Genomic DNA, 19,272 nt, shown 5'->3' with positions numbered 1-19,272 from the left:
AAAGAACAGGGCTGTAGCGACGTCTGACTACAGTTCGAAGCCGTGGAAGAGTCCGCGTCCAACGTCGATGGCAGACAAGGCCTGCTGTCCCGGGTCGCCTCGGCACCAACAATCTACTGGGTCACCGGTTGCGCACTGGGCTACTTCGCTTCGGAACGCATGAGCTGGAGCTCGGGCGAGTCCTACGGGGAGAACGCCCTCAAATGGCACAATCTGCCGCTCTTCATCGCACTCGCTGTGGTCTGCATGCTCTCGGAGATCCTGTATCGCGCCGGCAAACTGCGCGGCCTGCGGTCCACCGCGTTGATCCCGTTCATTGCGATCCAGCTCCGGTTCGCACTGTGGCTGCTCTACTACTCAGGAGTCTGGATCCTCTGGTGCGGGACACTCAGCGCCGTTGCACTGAGCATTGCTGCAATCAAGTTTGCCGCCCACCGAACGATCACGGATAGTCGCTCGAACGCCTGCGCTGGGCACCCATTGCCGGTTCGCCTGGTTCAGGCACGAGCAGATCGAGATGCTCACGCGGGCGCACCTCGCCGAGCCCGCGCTGTACTCAGGATGTCGAGTCGGACCACCGACCCACCCACCGCGGCTGCATCCGCCAAACGTGTCGGACCCCGGCGGTAGACTTCGAACATGGGTTCGACCGATGGTTTCGGGGTCGCGGGGCAGGTGCAAGGACACCTGACCGCGATCGCCGACGCCATGTCTGGGCTCTGCGACATGGATATGACGGGGCTGGCCGACGGCGAGTTGACCGACACGATGCGCCGGTTGGAGACATCGCTGCGTCAGGCCTCGGCGGTCGGGCACAAGTTGATCGTGGAAACGGTCGAACGGTCGCTGCCGGGCAAGCTTGGCCACAAGACGGTCAACAAGCTGCTGATCGGGGTGCTGCGGATCTCCGCGGCCGATGCGTCCGCGCGGGTGACCGCGGCGAAATCGTTGGGCACCTGGCATGCGCTGTCCGGGCAGTCGTTGCCCGCGGATCTGCCCGAGACCGCCGCGGCGCAACGCGACGGCGATATCGGTCGGGATCATTGCCGGGCGGTGCGCGATGTGATCCGGAAGATCCCGCATTCGGTGCCCTCCGCTGACGTCGAGGCGGCGGAACAGATCCTGGCGGAACTCGCGCGTTCGGCCACCCCCGAGGATGTTGAGAACGCAGGCCAAAATCTGCTCGCGTATCTGAATCCGGACGGCAACCTGACCGACGCCAAGGACCGCAAACGCCTGCGCGGGATCCGGTTCGGCCGCCAGGACAAGGACCTCATGACGCCGATCTCCGGGCATCTCGACCCGGAGACGCGGGCGTTGTTCGAGCCGATCTTGGCGAAGTGGGCGCGGCCGGGGATGAACAATCCCGACGACCCGCAGTCGCCGACCGGTGATGCCGAGCACCCGAGCGTCGACAGGGAGGCGTTGGCTGCGGCGGCGGGCCGTGACACCCGCGCCGCCGCGCAACGCAACCACGACGCGTTCAAGGAAGCGCTGCGTGCCCTTCTCGGCTCCGGGGTGCTCGGGTCTCATCGCGGGCTGCCGGTGACGGCGATCATCACGATGACCCTCGACCAGCTCGAACATGCGACGGGGGTCGCGACGACCGCGTCCGGTGGGATCCTCCCGATTCGCGACGCGCTGAAACTGGCGGAACGCTCGCACCCGGTGCTTGTGCTATTCGATCACAACGGCCGACCGCTGCACCTGGGACGGACGAAGCGTCTCGCGAGCGCTGATCAGCGTCTCGCGTTGATTGCCGCGGAGGGCGGTTGCACCGGACCGGGCTGCGCCGCGCCGGCCACGATGGCCGCCGGCCACCACAAACGCGACTACGCCAAGGGCGGCAGGACCGACATCGACGAGCTCACGTTGGCCTGCGACTGCTGCCACGCGTTGGTCAAGGACGGGCCCGGCGGCTGGAAGACCCGCACCGCCCCCGACGGCACCGAGTACGCCGGCCGCACCGAGTGGATCCCACCGCCGCACATCGACCCCGAGCAGAAACCCCGGATCAACCACCGGCACCACCCGAAAGAGCTCCTCGACCGCGCCCGACGAAAAGCCCACGCCCGCAGGGAAGCCGACGCGCAAGCGCGGCGCGAACAAACGAAGCGGCACGATGGGCGAGGGTCGGCGGGAACCGACGGCAAAGACGAGGTTCCGTAGGTGTCCGTCCCGCGTGGACAACCTGCGGCCGGAGCCGCGCCGGCTCGAGCAGGCGACGGTCCGCGACCGAACCAGGCGTTGCCGCACCGACCCGTTGCCGCACGACCCGTGGCCGCTGCTCGGGGATAGGGTGGCGCCATGCCCATCACCGTGTTGCTCGTGGACGATCAGGAGCTGATGCGGATGGGACTCAAGATGGTGCTCGAGGCGCATGATGACATCGTGGTGCTGGGGGAGGCGGGGGACGGCGCCGCGGCGGTCAACGCCGCGCGGACCCTCGAACCCGACGTGGTGCTCATGGACGTGCGGATGCCGATTGTCGACGGCGTCACGGCCACCGCGCAGATTGTCGAATCCGGCTGCTCCAGCAAGGTTCTGGTGATGACGACCTTCGACCTCGACGAGCACGCCCTCGGTGCGCTTCGCGCGGGAGCGAGCGGCTTCCTACTCAAGGACACCCCGCCCGAGGACCTGGTCTCGGCGATCAGGAGCGTCGCGGCCGGGGACGCGGTGGTCTCGCCCAAGGTGACGCGACGTCTGCTGTCGCGGTTCATCAGCGACGACCCGGTCCCGACCGGGACCCCCGAGGTCCTCGATGACCTGACCGAACGGGAACTCGAGGTGCTCAGGCACCTGGCAACCGGGCTGTCCAATGCGGAGATCGCGCAGCAGCTCCACCTCTCCGAGGCCACCATCAAGACCCACGTCGGCAAGATCCTGACCAAGCTCGGCCTGCGCGACCGCGTGCAGGCCGTGGTGCTGGCCTACGAGACCGGGCTGGTCACACCCCGCGCGTAGGTCCCGCCCCGGCACCTGGTTGCAGGCTGACTCACGCCGTGAAGCTGCCCACCGTCGGCAACGCAAAGCAGGTCTTGCCCGACTGGTAGGTGACATCACCGTAGAGCGCGGCGAGTACGGTCCCGCCGCCGGTTGCGACGGTCTTCGACATCGTCGGCAAACCGAGCACCACGTCGTTCAGCGGCTCGATACCGCCCTTGAAGGTCTCGGTGTTGAACCAGACCACGCTGAGCCCGGACTGCTTGGGAAGGTCGAGGTGCGCCGGCAACGCCTGGAAGCGCAGCTGACCACGCTCGACAAACGGCGGAATCGGGAAGTTGGGTCCGGCCTGCGCGGAGGCGACCGTGACGGTCACCGGACTCTCGCCGACGCCGCAGCCGAGGGTGGGCGCCGGATACATGAACTCCTGCGGCCTGGTCACGCCGAACTCGGGGAGACCGAGGGGACCGAATGCGGCCGCCCCGAGAATGCTCTGGAGCACCGCGAGAGCCTCGGGAGACTGCATGCCGGGATCCGTCAGCAGGGCTGCAGGCGCCAAGCCGGGCGCCGCTATTCCAGCGACGGCAGCGGGTGTGGGTGGGGGCAGTGCCACGGGGGAGGGCAGTGCCGCGGGTCCCTCTGCCGTTGGGGTCGCGCCCGCCTGCCCGGCGAGCGAGAGGGCAAGGGCCGCGACGGAGACCATGGCTACAGACATCCGGCGAAGTATCAGGGGGAGACTCATGTTGCTCCTCGGCTGGTGCGCGAACTCGGCGATCATGAACCCGACCGATGTGAACTGCATCATGCCAAATGTCTAAATGTCAACTAGAGGGTTCGGGTTTACGTCGACTAGAGGTTCGCGTCCAGCTCAACTTGACGGTTGGTTTACACGAGAAGGCCGGATTGGTTTACGGGCGAAACTCCGGGAGAAAATCCGGGCCGTCGCACGTTGTTCGAGCAAGGGACCCAAGAGGCAAAGGGTCCAAGGAAAGGCAGGTCGATGATTCCGGCGTTGTTCGTGCTCTACGTCGTCATCGAGGTCGCTGCGGTGATCTGGGTGGGCAGCACCATCGGAGTGCTCTGGACGATTGCGCTGTTCCTGCTCGGCTGGGCCGTCGGCCTCGTCCTTGTGCGCTCGCAGGGCCGAAAGGTGATCGAGGGATTCCGCCGTGCCGGCCGCGGCACCGGATCGGCGGGCGGTGCCGTGGCAGACGGGGCCCTGGTCGCGCTCGGCACGATCCTGCTCGTGATCCCGGGGCTCGTCACGTCCGCGCTCGGGTTGCTGCTGCTGATCCCGCCGACCCGCCGCGTGCTTCGGCCGCTGGTGCTGATCCTCGGTGGCCGCCGGCTCGGGATGGTGTCTGCGGCAGGCGGGGTCGGAGCCGAGGTGTTCTCGCGCACCCGTCGCCGCACGGTGGTTGACGGCGTCATCGTCGAGGACACGATCGTCGAAGACTCTTACGTCGACACCAGCTACCGCCCCGGGACCGCCGGATCGCCCGCCGCAACCGGAGAGACTTTGGCCCTCGAGGGCGAGATCATCCTTCCGGATCCCGGTGGCACGGGTCCCGGTGCCCGGCGGGCAGACTGAACCCCCGTGGGTACCCAATTGTTGGTCGGCGGACGCATCTACAGCCCCGCCGCACCTGATGCGACATCGATGGCCGTGACCGATGACACCGTGGTGTGGGTCGGCGAGGATCGCCCCGGCCGCGCGCTACATCCCGACGCCGAGATCATCGACCTCGACGGCGCCTTCGTCACACCCGCGTTCGTGGACACCCACGTGCACGTCACCGCGCTCGGACTGATGCTCACCGGGCTCGACCTGACCGGCGCGCGGTCCCGGCGCGAATGCCTCGACCTGGTCCGCCGCTACGCGGACGAGCAGGACGACGCGGTGATCTGGGGCCACGGCTGGGACGAGACGGCCTGGACGGACGAAGCCGTCGCGCCGACCACCACGGAACTCGACGCCGCCGCACCGGGCCGGATGGTCTACCTGGCTCGGATCGACGTCCACTCCGCCGCCGCCTCGTCGCTGCTGCGGCGCGCGGGCGGCGTCGACCCCGCCGACGCCGAGGCGCCGGTCACCGCGGACGATCACCATCGCGTCCGCGCGGCTGCAAGGGAACTACTCACCGTCGCCCAGCGCGCGCGGGCCAGGACCGCCGCGCTCGACAGCGCCGCCGCCAACGGGATCGTCGCGGTCCACGAATGCGCGGGTCCCGACATCTCCGGCCGCGAAGACCTACGGGAACTGCTCGCGCATCCACACGGCGTCGAGGTCCGCGCCTACTGGGGCCAGCCCGTCCAGACCGCGGCGGAGGCGACCGCTCTGCTCGCCGAGACGGGGGCCGCGGGCCTCGGCGGCGATCTCTTCGTCGATGGCGCGATCGGATCCCGAACGGCCTGGCTGCACGAACCGTATGCCGACCGCCCGCAGACCGGGAACGCCTATCTCGACGTGGACACGATCGCGGCACACCTGCGGGCCTGCACCGAGGCCGGCATCCAGGCGGGCTTCCACGTGATCGGTGACGCCTCGGTCACCGCCGTGATCGAGGCGTTCGAGCGAGTGGCCACCGAACTAGGCGGACCCGCGGTCGCGGCGTGCGGACACCGTCTCGAACACGTCGAGATGATCACCGCCGAGCAGGCGGCGACGCTCGGTGCGCTCGGGGTGGTCGCCAGTGTCCAGCCGGTGTTCGACGCGCTCTGGGGCGGCGACCACGGCCTCTACGCCCAGGCGCTCGGGCAGGCTCGGGCCGGGGCCCTCAACCCATTCGCCGCGATGGCCGCGGCGGGCGTGTCCCTGGCCTTCGGATCCGACGCGCCGGTGACGCCCGTCGATCCGTGGGCGATGCTCCGGGCCGCGGTCAACCACCGCACCGAGGGCAGCGGCGTCTCGCCGCGTGCGGCGTTCTCCGCCGCCACCCGCGGCGCCTGGCGGGCAGGCGGTGTCCGCGACGGACTCGCAGGCACGCTGGTGCCCGGCGCGCCGGCCTCGTACGCCGTCTGGGAGGCCGGTGAGTTGGTGGTCACCGCCGCAAAGGACTCCGTCCAGCGGTGGTCGACCGATCCGCGGTCACGCGTGCCCGCGTTGCCCCACCTGGATCCCGGATCGCCGAACCCGGTGTGCCTGAAGACCGTTCATCGCGGCGAGACCATCTATGAGCGTTGAGGTGACCGCCTCGACCCGGACCCGACCCCGCACGCCCCGATTGACCACCCTGCGCGACTGCGCGTTGGCGTTCGCGTCCGGTGGGCTGTTGTTCGCGAGCTTCCCACCGCGACCGCTCTGGTTCCTGGCTCCATTCGGCGTCGCGCTGCTGGTTCTGGTGCTGACGCGGTTCGGCGCGTCCGATCGCGGCGAAGAAAACCCGAACCGGAAGGCACTGCGCCTACGGGGCGCGTTCGGGTACGGGCTTCTCGCCGGACTGGGCTTCCTGCTGCCGCTGCTGCCCTGGGTGGGGGAGTACGTGGGGCCGGGGCCCTGGCTCGCCCTATCGGGCGCGGAGGCGGTGTTCTTCGGCCTCTTCGGCATCCTCACGGTCATCCTCGCCCGGCTACCGCTCGCCCCGCTGTGGATCGCGTGCGCGTGGACGCTGACCGAATGGCTGCGGTCGAGTGTGCCGTTCGGAGGGTTCCCGTGGGGCAGGCTGGCCTTCGGCCAGGCGGAGGGCTGGCTGCTGTCGCTGGCCGGCATCGGCGGCGCTCCGCTGGTCAGCTTTGCGGTCGCGCTGACCGGAACCGGTATCGCCGCGCTCGCGGTGGCGCTCACCCGCCGCCTGCCCACGAGGGACTGGCTCGCCGCTGGCGCGTTCACCGTCGTCATGCCGATTCTCGCGGCCGTCCTCTGGCCTTTCGTCCCCGGCATGGGCTCGGTCGACGACGCAGCGGGGGACCGGAAGGTCGTCGTGGCCGCGATCCAGGGCAGCGTGCCGAGGCTCGGGCTCGAGTTCAACGCCCAGCGCCGCGCGGTGCTCGACAACCACGTCCGGGAGACCCTTGCGCTGGCCGACGACGTCCGGGCCGGGAAACAGCCGCAGCCCGACCTGGTGGTCTGGCCGGAGAACGCCTCGGACATCGACCCGCTACGCAACGCCGACGCGGCCGACGCGATCGATGCCGCATCGCGGGCCGTCGGCGCGCCGATCCTGGTCGGTGCGGTGCTGGTGAACGGCGACCGGACCACCACCAACTCGGTGATCGTCTGGGACGCCGACAACGGACCCCAGGACCGCCACGACAAGAAGATCATCCAGCCGTTCGGCGAGTACCTGCCCTACCGCGACTTCTTCCGCCACTTCTCGTCGTACGCGGACCAAGCAGGCAACTTCGTGCCAGGGGACGGCAACGGCGTGGTGACGGCCGCCGGGATCCCGGTCGGCGTGGCCACCTGTTACGAGGTGGCCTTCGACCGGGCGCTCACCGAGGCGGTCCGGTCCGGTGCCGAGCTGATCGCGGTGCCCACCAACAACGCGACCTTCGGTGACACCGAGATGACGTACCAGCAGCTCGCGATGTCGCGGCTGCGCGCGGTCGAACACGGTCGCGTCGTGGTGGTGGCGGCCACCTCCGGAGTCAGCGCGATCATCGCCCCCGACGGGTCCGTACAGGAATCTTCGTCACTTTTCGTGCCAACGACGCTTGTCGCGGAGGTTCCTCTTCGAGCCTCCACTACGCTGGCTACTCGACTCGGCCCGATTCCGGAGATCGTTCTCTGTGTCGGTGCCGCATTGGCCCTCGCCGTCGCACTCGTGCGACGGCGGCGGCCGGCCGCGCCGATCAATTGACGGCGGCGGACGTATGAGAAGGAACCAGCTCCGGCTGGCAGGGAGGATCAAGATGGCAGCGGGTACGCCGAACGGGGACTCACCGAGCGCGCACACCTTGGTGATCATTCCGACGTACAACGAGCGGGAGAACCTGGGCCTGATCATCGGCCGCCTGCACGCCGCACTGCCGAATACGCACGTGCTCGTGGCCGACGACGGCAGCCCGGACGGCACAGGGGAGCTCGCGGACAAGCTGGCCGACACCGACTCCGAGAACCGCATTCACGTCATGCATCGCACCGAGAAGAACGGCCTCGGGGCGGCCTATATCGCCGGTTTCAAGTGGGGACTCGAGCGTGACTACCGCGTCATCGTCGAGATGGACGCAGACGGCAGCCACGCCCCCGAGCAGCTGCACCGACTGCTCGACAAGATCGACGAGGGCGCCGACGTGGTCGCCGGCTCGCGCTACGTGCCTGGCGGCTCCGTGGTGAACTGGCCCAAACGACGCGAGTTCCTCTCGCGCGGCGGCAACATCTATTCCCGCCTGGCGCTGGGCGTGAAGATCAAGGACATCACCGGCGGTTTCCGTGCCTACCGACGCGAGGTACTCGAGGCCCTCGACCTGGACGCCGTCGAGTCGCACGGCTACTGCTTCCAGGTCGACCTCGCGTGGCGCGCGATCCAACACGGGTTCACCATGGTCGAGGTGCCGATCACCTTCACCGAGCGCGAGTTCGGCGAGTCCAAGATGGACGGGAACATCGTGCAGGAGGCGTTGCTCAAGGTCACCGCCTGGGGCATGCGTAACCGGTGGAACAAGGCGAAGGCGCTGTTCGGCAGGTAAACAGAGCAGAACCGACGACGCCGCCCCTGGGATTCCCCAGGGGCGGCGTTCTGTCGCTCAGCTCGGCGCTGGCGCCTGCTCCGCGTCGCGGCGTCTCAGGCGCCTGCTCCGCTACGCTCCGCGGCGCGGCGTTCTCAGGCGCCGGCTCCGCTACGCTCCGCGGCGCTTGGTCTTCAGCAGGTCCAGGCGCTCCTTGAGCAGCTCCTCGAGCTCCTCGACGGAGCGGCGCTCGAGCAGCATGTCCCAGTGCGTACGCGGGGGCTTGACCTTCTTGGCCTCCGGTGCGGTGCCCTCGAGGAGGCTGCCCTCCAGCCCGTTCTTGCACAGCCAGGTGCCGGGGATCTCGGCGTCGTCGGAGAAGGGGACGTCGAACTCTTCGCCGTTATCGCAGCGGTACTTAGCCATGCGGCGGGGCGCCAGGTCATGGTCGCGGTCGGTCTCATAGCTCACCGCTCCGAGTCGGCTACCTCGAAGTACGCGATCTGCCATGGTGGTGTCCTCTCCCTAGGTCGGCACGCGAGTGCGCTGGATCTGCAAAAAATTCACGGATCGGCAGGCATTCACACATCTTCAACGCCACGGACGCTGGAATGGTTCCCCGGCGTCGCACAGACGCAACCGCCCCATCTTACCGGTCTTCGAACGTCGGCAGGCACCGCGTCGTCTTGCCGGCGCGGCATCTCGGCGGGCATGGTCGCCATCGATAGGCACAGTAAGGTGACTTATCGTGGCTGGTCCCTCTCGCAGACTCGATTCGTGTGTGTGGTGTGGACGAGAGGTCGCCGATGTCGGCATCGGGCGCCGCCGCCGCTACTGCCGCCAGTCCTGCCGCCAGCGGGCCTACGAGCAGCGCTCCGCGGTCAAAGGCACGTCCATTCCGGTCGATGCCGTAGTCCTCACCGCCGACGAGGCAGCCGCGCTCGTGGATCGCATGTTCGAGGTCCGCTGCGCCGCGGAGGACGTGGACACCGCCGTGGCGGAGGGCGCAGAGCACTCCGAACTGGCTTCGTTGTGTGCGCGCCTGGTTCAGCTCGCTCGAGAGGCGGAGCGCTTCCGCTGAGCCCGGGACGAGGCGTTGACCCGTCCGTCCTGGTGTGTGTAACCGAAGCCCGAAACGGACGACAGTAGCAGCCCGCGGCCGATACTCTGTGTAACGCGGCCGACACTAATGCTGACAAACAGAATAGTGCGCACCAGCGCTGAATGAATCCTTCGAGATTTGTCTACTCGCTTGGGGAGTGCGATGACGACTACACATTCGCAGGGGCCAGCCCAAGACCCTTACAGGCAGGACGCGGCCTTTCCGCTGTCAGCAGTCCAGCGGAGCATGTGGTTCTCACAACAACTCAGCCCCACCGTCCCCGCCTCGATCGCGCACTACATCGAACTGCACGGCGACCTGGACCTCGAACTGCTCCGCGCGTCGGTCGATACCGCCGCACTCGAGTTCCAGTCCCCGATGTTGAAGATGGTCGAGGTCGACGGCGAGCCGCACCAGGTGTTCGACGAGACCTGCGACACCTCCACCGGCCTGGTCGACTTCCGTGGCGAACCCGACCCGATCGCCGCGGCCCACGCCTGGATCGACGGCGAGTACACGACGCCTGTCGACGTGACCCGCGACCGTCTCATCGACACATCCGTCCTGCAGGTCGGCGACCGAGACTACCTGTGGTACGCGCGAATTCATCACGTCGTCCTCGATGGCTACGGCGGCGCGACCCTGATCAACCGGATTGCGGCGCTGTACACGGCGGCCGTCAACGGCACCGAGCCGGAACCGAACCGCGCCCTGCCGGTGCGCGATCTCTACGACCTGGATCAGAAGTACCGGAACTCAGACCGATTCGCCTCTGACCGGCAGTACTGGGCCGAGCACATCGTCGGCATCGAGTCCGGCTCCACCCTCGCGCGCAGGGAGGCAGCCGCCACCGCGCGCAGTTCCCTTGTGAGTGCCCGATTGTCGGACGAGGGACTGGCCGCACTCGAGGACTCCGACCACCGCGTCGGCGCGACCTCCGCTGCGGTGATCATCGCGGCCTTCGGCTGCTACCTCGCGCGGATGACGGGCGAGCGCGACCTCCTCATCAACCTGCCCGTGTCCGGCAGGACGACGGCACAGTTGCAGCGGTCCGGTGGCATGCTCGCCACCGTCGCGCCCCTGCACATCACGGTGACCGACGCCGATACCGTCGCCGACCTCGTCACCCGGGTCCAGCTCCAGCTCATGGGCGCCCTGCGGCATCAGCGATGCAGCGTCGAGGACATCCGCCGCGACGCCGGCCTCGCAGGCGGCGCCCGTGGGCTCACGGGCCCGATGGTCAACGTGATGCTCTTCAACCAGGTGGTCACGCTGGGTTCCATGGTCGGCGGCTATCACATCGTCACCTCGGGCCCGGTCGAGGATCTGCTGGTCAACATCTACAAGAGCGGCGCGGACGAGCGGACCCTCGTCGATTTCCGGGGCAATCCGAACCGATACGACGACGACGAATTGCGGTCGCACCACGGCCAGTTCGTCGAGCTGCTCGAGGAGTTCCTGACAGCGAGTCCGAGTACCAGGGTCGGCGACATCCACTCTGCCAGCGCCGAGGCAGGCGTCCGGCAGCGCAAGATCGCCGAGGATCGCGACTACTGGGCCCGCGCGCTCACCCACCTACCGGCGGCCGCCTCGGTTCCCCTCGACCGGCCGCGGCAGGCGACGCCTTCGGGCCGGACCGGGCACGTCGATATCGAGATCGATCGGCGCGTCCACCGGCGGATGGCCGACCTGGCGTGGCAGGCGGACTCGAGTGTCTTCACGGTGATGCACACCGCGCTGGCGGTGCTGCTCGGCAGGCTCGCCGACACCGACGACGTCGCCGTCGGCACCGTGGTGGACCTCCGGCAGGACGACGGGGACGACTCGGTCGTCCCGGCAGTCGACTCCACTGCATTCCCGGCCGGCTCCGCCAACGTCGTGGTGCTGCGGAGCACGACGTCGGGGGCGGCCGCGTTCTCCGATCAGCTGGCCCGCATCCGAGATTCTGATCGGGCTGCGCTGCGGCACTCCGGCCTTCCGTACGAGCGGGTCCTCGCGGGCATAGGTGTCGAAGGAGCTGGCGCCGTGGCGGACGAATCCGCGGCTCCTCCGTTCAGGGTGTTGTTCGAGTTCGGGGACAGGGGCGATCCCGAGCCCCGCCGCAACAACCTCCGGATCGGAGCCGCCGGGGACCACCACCCGGCACCCGACCTCGACCTTCGTCTGTCCTTCACGGAACTGACCACGCACGACGGCGAACCCGCGGGGATCGCGGGCCGGATACTGTTCCAGACCGACCTGTACGACCGCGCCACCGTCGCCGAGTTCGCGGACCGGATCGACCGGGTCCTGCAGACCGCCACCGCCGATCCCGAACTGCCGGTCGGCGACATCAGGCTCCTCGGCCCGGCCGAATTCGACGCACTCACGCCGGTCCTCGGTGCACCCGGCATCGCTCCCCGGCCACTGCCCGACCTCCTCTCGGCCGCCGCGGCGATGGCACCGGACAACGACGCCCTGACCTTTGAGGGCGCGACTCTGACCTATCGAGAACTCGATCGTCGGTCCACCCAGCTCGCACGACTTCTGATCGGGCGTGGGGTCGGCCCGGAAATGGTTGTCGCGCTGTCGATCACCAGGTCCGCCGATTCGGTACTGGCTCTCTGGTCGGTAGCCAAGACAGGCGCAGCCTTCGTGCCGGTCGACCCGAACTATCCGCCGGACCGCGTCGCTCACATGCTCACCGATTCCGGAGCGGTCATCGGACTGGCCGTCGGAGACGGCGAACGTCCCGGCACCACACCGTGGTTGGACCTGCACGACCCTGCCCTGGTACGTCAGTGGTCCGGGCAATCGACGGCCCCGATCACCGATGCCGATCGCACCAGCCCGCTCCGGGTGGAGCATGCTGCCTACCTGATCTACACGTCCGGCTCCACCGGTCTGCCCAAGGGTGTCGTCGTCACGCACCGGGCCCTGGCCAACCTGTCCGCCGACGCGCGCGAGCGGTTCGCGGTCACGCCCGCATCGAGAACCCTGCACTTCAGCTCGCCCAGTTTCGACGCGTCGATCCTGGAACTGCTGATGGCCGTCGGGTCCGGCGCGACGATGGTCATCGCCCCGCCCACCCTGTACGGCGGCGCCGAACTGGCCGGGCTGCTCAGCCGTGAACGCGTCACGCACGCGTTCGTCATCCCGGCCGTGCTCGCATCGATCGACCCGGAGGGCCTCGATCACATCGAATGCGTGCTCACCGGAGGTGACGTCTGCCCGCCCGCCCTCGTCACGCAGTGGGGGACCGGGCGCGCGCTGCTGAACGGATACGGCCCGACCGAGACCACCGTCATTGCGAGCGCCAGCGCACCCATGTCGCCGGGGGCTCGGGTCGGCATCGGCAGGCCCTTCGTCGGTTACGGCGAGATGGTGCTCGACGCCCGCCTCGATCCGGTACCTGTCGGGGTGTCGGGCGAGCTGTACATCACCGGCCCCGGGATCGCCCGTGGGTACCACAGGCGGCCAGCCACCACCGCCGAGCGATTCGTCGCGAACCCCCACTCGCGTTCCGGCGAGCTGATGTACCGCACCGGAGACCTGGTCCGATGGGCCAGAAACGGCGGCGACGGCGAGATCTCGCTCGAGTACCTGGGCCGCACCGACTTCCAGATCAAGATCCGCGGGTTCCGGATCGAGCTCGGCGAGATCGACGCGGTGTTGCGTTCGCATCCGAGCGTTGGCTTCGCGCTGTCCACCGGTCACCCCGGCCCCTCGGGCGACACGGTGTTGGTGAGCTATCTCGTGCCCGAACCGGGCCACGAGATCGACGAAGCCGATGTGCTCGCGCAGGCCGCCGCCGCACTGCCGGCGCACATGGTGCCCTCGAATGTCACGATCCTCGACGAGGTGCCCTTGACCCCGGCGGGCAAGGTGGACCGAAAGGCGCTGCCCGCACCACGATTCGACGGGGACGGTGCCGGATATAGGGCGCCCCGCGACGCGACCGAGGAGGCGATCGCGGCGGTCCTCGCCGAGGTGCTTCAACTCGAGCGGATCGGTGTGGACGACAGCTTCTTCGATCTCGGCGGCAACTCGCTCGTGGCGACGAGGGTGGTGGCACGGGTCAACGCCGCGTTGGGCACCGAGATCGGGGTGCTCGACCTGTTCGAGGCGCCCACCGTGGCGACCCTGGCGGCGCGGATCGGAGCGGGCGGCGCCAGGACCACTCCGGTTCCGGTCCTCCGGCCGGTGCCCCGGCTCGGTCCGGTGCCGGTGTCGCTGGCGCAGCAACGGATGTGGATCGTCAACCAACTCGACACCACCTCGGCGGCCTACAACATCCCGATTGCCGTGTACCTGTCGGGCGAACTGGATGTCGATGCGCTCCGGAACGGACTCACCGATGTCCTCACCCGCCACGAGTCCCTGCGAACGGTGTTCCCGAACACCGCGGACGGTCCGGTCCAGGTGGTGCTCCCCGCCGCCGAGGCCATCCCCGATCTCGAGGTGACCACCACCACCGAGTCCGCACTCGACGGGCAACTCAAGTCGGTTGCGACCGCGGGATTTGACGTCGCCGAAGGACTTCCGGTCCGGATCAGGCTGCTGCGCACCGCGCCAACCGAGCACGTCCTGGTCATCGTGGCCCACCACATCGCGGCGGACGGGCTGTCGATGCCGCCGCTCGCGCGGGACATCATGACCGCGTACGTCGCCCGGTCGGCCGGACAGGCGCCTGCGTGGCCCCCACTCGAAGTCCAGTACTCGGACTTCGCGGCGTGGCAGCGCGAAGTCCTCGGCTCCGAACAGGATCCGGACAGCCGGCTGTCACGACAGCTCGACTTCTGGACGCACGCGCTCGACGGCGCACCCGAACTGCTCGAACTGCCGACCGATCGACCACGGCCTGCGCAGCCGTCCGTTCGCGGCGGCGTCGTCGACTTCACCATCCCGGCGCACCTGCATCGGGGATTGCTCGAGATCGCGGGGGCGCGGAGCGCCAGCCTGTTCATGGTGCTGCACTCGGCACTCGCGGTCCTGCTCGCGAGATCGAGCGACTCGACCGACATCTCGATCGGCACGCCGGTCGGGGGTCGCGGCGAGGCGGCGCTCGACGACGTGGTCGGCATGTTCGTCAATACCCTCGTGCTGCGCACCCAGGTGGACATCGGCGGGACGTTCTCCGATCTGCTGACCCAGACCCGCGCAACCGATCTCGAGGCCTTCGGGCACACGGACCTCCCGTATGAGCTTCTGGTGGAGGCACGCAGCCCCTCGCGCTCCGCCGCGCACACGCCGCTGTTCCAGGTGATGCTCGTCCTGCAGGGCCTCGAGGGAACGGAGCTTGAGCTGCCCGGCCTCGACGTGCGCGTCAGCGATGTGGACACCCAGACCGCCAAGTTCGATCTCCAGGTGATTCTCACCGAGAACTGGGAGGACCCGGATCCGCAGGCTCGCGACGGACAGCGGGAACCGGGGCCGATCACCGCCCAGTTCTCCTATGCGCGTGACCTGTTCGACCCGGCTTCGATGTCGGGGCTGGCGGAACGGTTCGTCCGGATCCTCGACGCGGTGACCGCCGACGCCGATGCGCTGGTCGGCGACATCGCGCTGCTCGGGCTCGACGAACAGGAGCGGGTGCTCGAAGGGTGGAACAACACCGCCGCGGAGGTGCCCGACACCACGCTCGTCGGTCTCTTCGACGACCAGGTGCGCCGTACGCCGGACGCCGTCGCGCTGGTGGTCGACTCCGAGCGGCTCACCTACGCCGAGTTCGACGCGCGAGTCAATCGGCTGGCCAGGGAGCTGATCTCCCGCGGCGTCGGACCCGAATCGCGCGTGGCCGTGGCAATCCGGCGTTCGACCGAACTCCTGATCGGTATCTACGCGATCGCGAAGGCGGGCGGCGCGTACGTGCCGCTTGACCCCGATCACCCCGCGGCCAGGACCGAGTACGTGCTGGACAGTTCCGCGCCCGTGTGTGTGCTCAGCACCGCCGAGGATCGTGCCGTGCGCAGCGGCGACGCCCCGGTGCTGCAGATCGATTCGATCGATCTGTCCCGGCATTCGACGTCCCCGATCACCGATGCCGAGCGGACGTCGGCACTGCGCCCGGACAACACGGCCTACGTGATCTACACCTCCGGGTCCACCGGCAGGCCCAAGGGCGTCGCGGTCTCACATCGGGCCATCGTCAACCGCCTGGTCTGGATGCAGGACACCTACCGACTCGACGAGTCCGACGTGGTGCTGCAGAAGACCCCCGCGACGTTCGACGTGTCCGTGTGGGAGTTCTTCTGGCCGTTGCAGACCGGGGCCCGGCTGGTCGTCGCGGCGCCGGACGGTCACCGCGACCCCGGTTATCTCTCTCGCGTGATCGATGCCGAGCGCGTCACCACCATGCACTTCGTGCCCTCGATGCTGGCCGCGTTCACCTCGGAGGCCGACGCGCAGCGGTGCACGTCGCTGCGCCGGGTGTTCTGCAGCGGCGAGGCGCTGCCGCCCGCCACCGCCGAGGCCTTCCGACGGTTCAGCGGCGCGGACCTGCACAACCTCTACGGCCCCACCGAGGCCGCGGTCGACGTGACCTCCTGGGAATGCAGCGAATTCGACCGGATCACCGTGCCGATCGGAGCTCCGGTGTGGAACACCGGGGTTTACGTCCTCGATTCGAGGCTCCACCCGGTGCCGCTCGGCATTCCCGGTGAGCTCTATCTCGTCGGCACCCAACTGGCGCGCGGCTACGTGGGCCGCAGCGACCTGACCGCGGACCGGTTCGTGGCCAGTCCGTTCGGCGCACCCGGCGAGCGAATGTACCGGACCGGCGACGTCGTCCGCTGGCGGCGTAACTGGGAGGCCGTCGGCTCGCTGGAGTACATCGGCCGGTCCGACTTCCAGGTCAAGCTCCACGGCCTGCGTATCGAGCTGGGCGAGGTCGAGTCGGCCATGTTCGTCGATCCCGCGGTGGCCCAGTCGGTGGTGGTCGTGCACCACAGCGCAGTCACCGGAGAGAGCCTGATCGGCTACGTGATCGCGGAAGCGGGCGCCGAGGTCGACATCGCCGGACTACGCACGGCATTGGCGAAGGTGCTGCCCGGCTACATGGTTCCCGCTCAGATCATCGTCCTCGACGAGTTCCCACTCGGCGCCACCGGCAAGCTCGATCGCAGGGCCCTGCCCGCGCCCGATTTCCTGGTCTCCCGCGCCGAATACCTGGCGCCGCGCAACCCGATCGAGGAGATCCTCGCGACGATCACCGCCGATCTCCTTGGCAACCCGCGAATCGGTGTGCACGACAACTTCTTCGATCTGGGCGGGAACTCCCTGATCGCCACCCGGCTCGTCGCGCGCGCCAACACGGCACTCGGTGCCGAGCTGGGCGTGCGCGACATCTTCGACGCCCCGACGGTGGCGGGCATCGCGGCCCGGATCGAGTCCAAGGCCTCGCACGAGGGTGGCAGGCCCGCGTTGATCGCGGGGGAGCGGCCCGACCCGCTGCCGGTCTCGCTGGCGCAGAAGCGAATGTGGTTCATCAACCAGTTCGATATCGACTCACCGGCGTACAACGTGGCGATGGCGGTGCGCCTGACCGGGCGACTCGACGAGGACGCGCTGCGGGCCGCCGTGACGGACGTCCTCGAGCGGCACGAGTCGCTGCGGACCCTGTTCCCGTCGGTGGACGGCGAGCCGACGCAGCTCATCGTGTCGACCGCCGAGGCGTTGCCCGACCTGCAGGCCGAACAGGTCGCCGAGGCGGATCTCGCCCCGCGGATCGCCGAACTGGCGGGCTCGGGTTTCGATGTGACCGCAGCGGTCCCGCTGCGCGCGGGTCTGTTCCGCAGCGGCCAGGACGAGCACGTCCTCGCCCTGGTCGTGCACCACATCTGCGCTGACGGATTCTCCCTCGCCCCCCTCGCGAGGGACCTGATGGTCGCCTACAGCGCCCGCTCGGACGGGCACGGCCCACAGTGGGCGCCGCTTCCCGTCCAGTACGCCGACTTCACCCAGTGGCAACACCGGGTGCTCGGTGACACCGCGGATCGAAGCAGCCTGCTCTCCGCTCAGCTCGACCATTGGCGGCGTGAGCTCGACGGCATGCCGGAACTGCTGGCCCTGCCCACAGACCGCCCACGTCCACAGGCACGTTCGATGCGGGGGCACGTCCTGGACTTCAGCGTCGACCCGCAGGTGCACCAACTGTTGGTGCGCCTGGCGCGCGAACACAATTCCAGCGTGTTCATGGCGATGCATGCCGCATTCGCGGTGCTTCTCGCGCGCTTGTGCGACACCGACGACGTCCCCATCGGCACCCCCATCGCGGGCCGCGGCGAGGCCGCCCTCGACGACATGGTCGGCATGTTCGTCAACACGCTCGTGCTGCGCAGCAGGGTCGGCAGCGGCACCAGCTTCACCGACCTGCTGGCAGACACCCGCGAAACCGACCTCCGTGCCTTCCACCATGCGGACCTCCCGTTCGAGCGACTGGTCGACGCCCTGTCGCTGGAACGTTCGACCTCCTACACACCGCTATTCCAGGTGGTCTTCGAATTCCGCAACAACGATCGTGCCCGGCTCGAGCTGCCGGGTCTGACCGTCGCGGGCATCGATCTCGGGACCGCGATATCCAACTTCGACCTTCAGCTCACCTGTACCGAGGAGTTCGACGACACCGGTGGACCCGCAGGCATCTCGGCCGGGTTCACCTACGCCACCGACCTGTTCGACCCCGCCACCATCGCCGGGTTCGGTCGACGACTGGTGGCGATTCTCACCGCGGTCACCGCCGATCCGGCCACCGCGGTCGGGGACATCGACCTGCTGGACGCCGCCGAGCTGACCGCGCTCGCCCCTGCGCTCGGAGCTGCCCCCGTCCCCGCGCGCACCCTTCCCGCGCTTCTCGCCGACGCGGTCGCACCCTCGCCCGATTCGGTCGCCGTCGCCTCGGACAGCCGGGAGCTGACCTACCGCGAGCTCGACGAGCGCTCGAACCGACTCTCTCGCATGTTGATCGAGGAGGGTGTGGGGCCGGAGTCGGTGGTGGCCATCGCGATGGCCCGGTCCGTCGAGTCGGTGCTTTCGGTGTGGGCCGTGACGAAGACGGGTGCCGCCTTCGTCCCCGTCGACCCGGACTATCCGGTGGAACGAATCGAGCACATGCTCACCGATTCCGGCGCGACGGTGGGCCTGACGGTGGCCGAGTTCGTCGACGGGCTGCCCCCGCTCGCGCGCTACCTGGTGCTCGACGACCCCGAGTTCCTCGCGGCCGCATCCGCTGTCTCGGCGAACCCGGTCACCGATGCGGACCGGATCAGCCCGCTGTCCCTCGACCATCCGGCGTACGTGATCTACACGTCTGGGTCCACGGGCACGCCGAAGGGTGTCGTCGTTCCGCACCGCGGTCTGGCGAACTTCGCGGCCTCGATGCGAGAGCGCTTCACCGTCACCCCGTCGTCGCGCACCCTGCACCTCGCCTCGCCGAGTTTCGACGCGTCCATCCTCGAGCTGCTGCTGGCCATCGGCGCGGGCGCGGCGATGGTCGTGGCCAGGCCCGGCATCTACGGCGGAACCGAGCTCGCCGACCTGCTCCGCCGCGACCGGGTCTCGCACGCCTTCATCACCCCGGCCGCGCTGGACTCCGTCGATCCGCACCAGCTCGACGACCTGGTCTGCGTCGTGACCGGTGC

The 19,272-nt window shown here is 68.8% G+C and carries 11 protein-coding genes (1 of these 11 running past the window's edge); 9 read left to right on the top strand and 2 right to left on the bottom strand.

The genetic code is table 11. The features are described 5' to 3' along the window. Positions 1–42: 42 nt before the first annotated feature. The 3 genes from ACFXMV_RS05725 (at position 43) to ACFXMV_RS05715 (ending at position 2,967) form a co-directional block, all read left to right on the top strand. Positions 43–630 (top strand): hypothetical protein, encoded by a 588-nt coding sequence (locus ACFXMV_RS05725; RefSeq protein WP_378501486.1) that lies wholly within the window; start codon positions 43–45, stop codon positions 628–630. Between the two features lie 9 nt (positions 631–639). Then, positions 640–2,169, top strand: coding sequence for a DUF222 domain-containing protein (locus tag ACFXMV_RS05720; protein WP_378503146.1), 1,530 nt, complete (start codon positions 640–642; stop codon positions 2,167–2,169). A 138-nt stretch (positions 2,170–2,307) separates the two neighbouring features. Continuing rightward, positions 2,308–2,967: a response regulator gene (locus tag ACFXMV_RS05715; protein ID WP_378501035.1), complete on the top strand. Its 660-nt coding sequence runs from the start codon at positions 2,308–2,310 to the stop codon at positions 2,965–2,967. Between the two features lie 31 nt (positions 2,968–2,998). Here the strand turns inward: ACFXMV_RS05715 and ACFXMV_RS05710 are convergent, their stop codons facing one another. Beyond that, entirely contained in the window at positions 2,999–3,661 is a 663-nt protein-coding gene (locus ACFXMV_RS05710; RefSeq protein ID WP_378503147.1) for a hypothetical protein, read from the bottom strand. A 285-nt stretch (positions 3,662–3,946) separates the two neighbouring features. On the opposite strand from ACFXMV_RS05710, the gene ACFXMV_RS05705 reads away from it, so the two are divergent. The 4 genes from ACFXMV_RS05705 to ACFXMV_RS05690 are packed head-to-tail and all read left to right on the top strand — an operon-like array spanning position 3,947 to position 8,574. Next, positions 3,947–4,537 (top strand): FxsA family protein, encoded by a 591-nt coding sequence (locus ACFXMV_RS05705; protein ID WP_378501037.1) that lies wholly within the window; start codon positions 3,947–3,949, stop codon positions 4,535–4,537. A 6-nt stretch (positions 4,538–4,543) separates the two neighbouring features. Then, on the top strand, positions 4,544–6,130 hold the full coding sequence (locus tag ACFXMV_RS05700; protein ID WP_378503148.1) for an amidohydrolase: 1,587 nt from the start codon (positions 4,544–4,546) through the stop codon (positions 6,128–6,130). Continuing rightward, the gene (lnt, locus tag ACFXMV_RS05695) at positions 6,120–7,745 is read left to right on the top strand and encodes an apolipoprotein N-acyltransferase (RefSeq protein ID WP_378503149.1); all 1,626 of its coding nucleotides are present in this window, start codon (positions 6,120–6,122) and stop codon (positions 7,743–7,745) included. The genes ACFXMV_RS05700 and lnt overlap by 11 nt, the downstream gene beginning before the upstream one ends. 52 nt (positions 7,746–7,797) lie before the next feature. Further along, complete coding sequence (locus ACFXMV_RS05690; protein WP_378502549.1) at positions 7,798–8,574, top strand: polyprenol monophosphomannose synthase; 777 nt, start codon at positions 7,798–7,800, stop codon at positions 8,572–8,574. A 150-nt stretch (positions 8,575–8,724) separates the two neighbouring features. Here ACFXMV_RS05690 and ACFXMV_RS05685 read toward each other — a convergent pair whose 3' ends face one another. Further along, positions 8,725–9,063 carry an RNA polymerase-binding protein RbpA gene (locus ACFXMV_RS05685; protein ID WP_378501351.1) on the bottom strand — a complete coding sequence of 113 codons (339 nt, stop codon included), beginning with the start codon at positions 9,061–9,063 and terminating at the stop codon, positions 8,725–8,727. A 238-nt stretch (positions 9,064–9,301) separates the two neighbouring features. Here ACFXMV_RS05685 and ACFXMV_RS05680 point away from each other — a divergent pair, with 238 nt between their 5' ends. Together ACFXMV_RS05680 and ACFXMV_RS05675 are read left to right on the top strand one after the other, a co-directional pair. Next, on the top strand, positions 9,302–9,634 hold the full coding sequence (locus ACFXMV_RS05680) for a hypothetical protein (protein ID WP_378501352.1): 333 nt from the start codon (positions 9,302–9,304) through the stop codon (positions 9,632–9,634). A gap of 183 nt (positions 9,635–9,817) precedes the next feature. Next, positions 9,818–19,272, top strand: partial view of a non-ribosomal peptide synthase/polyketide synthase gene (locus ACFXMV_RS05675; RefSeq protein ID WP_378503150.1) — the start only. Its footprint extends 17,602 nt past the window's final position; the window shows 9,455 of its 27,057 coding nt (coding positions 1–9,455); the start codon lies at positions 9,818–9,820; its stop codon lies beyond the right edge, outside the window.

Origin of the sequence: Rhodococcus sp. NPDC059179, assembly GCF_042754885.1 — a bacterium.
Taxonomy (GTDB): Bacteria; Actinomycetota; Actinomycetes; order Mycobacteriales; family Mycobacteriaceae; genus Rhodococcus_G.
This window is presented reverse-complemented; position numbering and strand designations above follow the sequence as displayed.

Bases quoted from the DNA above. Each gene is read 5' to 3' on its own strand.
- ACFXMV_RS05720 (WP_378503146.1), top strand. From the start codon at position 640: ATGGGTTCGACCGATGGTTTCGGGGTCGCGGGGCAGGTGCAAGGACAC.
- ACFXMV_RS05715 (WP_378501035.1), top strand. From the start codon at position 2,308: ATGCCCATCACCGTGTTGCTCGTGGACGATCAGGAGCTGATGCGGATG.
- ACFXMV_RS05710 (WP_378503147.1), bottom strand. From the start codon at position 3,661: ATGTCTGTAGCCATGGTCTCCGTCGCGGCCCTTGCCCTCTCGCTCGCC.
- ACFXMV_RS05705 (WP_378501037.1), top strand. From the start codon at position 3,947: ATGATTCCGGCGTTGTTCGTGCTCTACGTCGTCATCGAGGTCGCTGCG.
- lnt (WP_378503149.1), top strand. From the start codon at position 6,120: ATGAGCGTTGAGGTGACCGCCTCGACCCGGACCCGACCCCGCACGCCC.
- ACFXMV_RS05690 (WP_378502549.1), top strand. From the start codon at position 7,798: ATGGCAGCGGGTACGCCGAACGGGGACTCACCGAGCGCGCACACCTTG.
- ACFXMV_RS05685 (WP_378501351.1), bottom strand. From the start codon at position 9,063: ATGGCAGATCGCGTACTTCGAGGTAGCCGACTCGGAGCGGTGAGCTAT.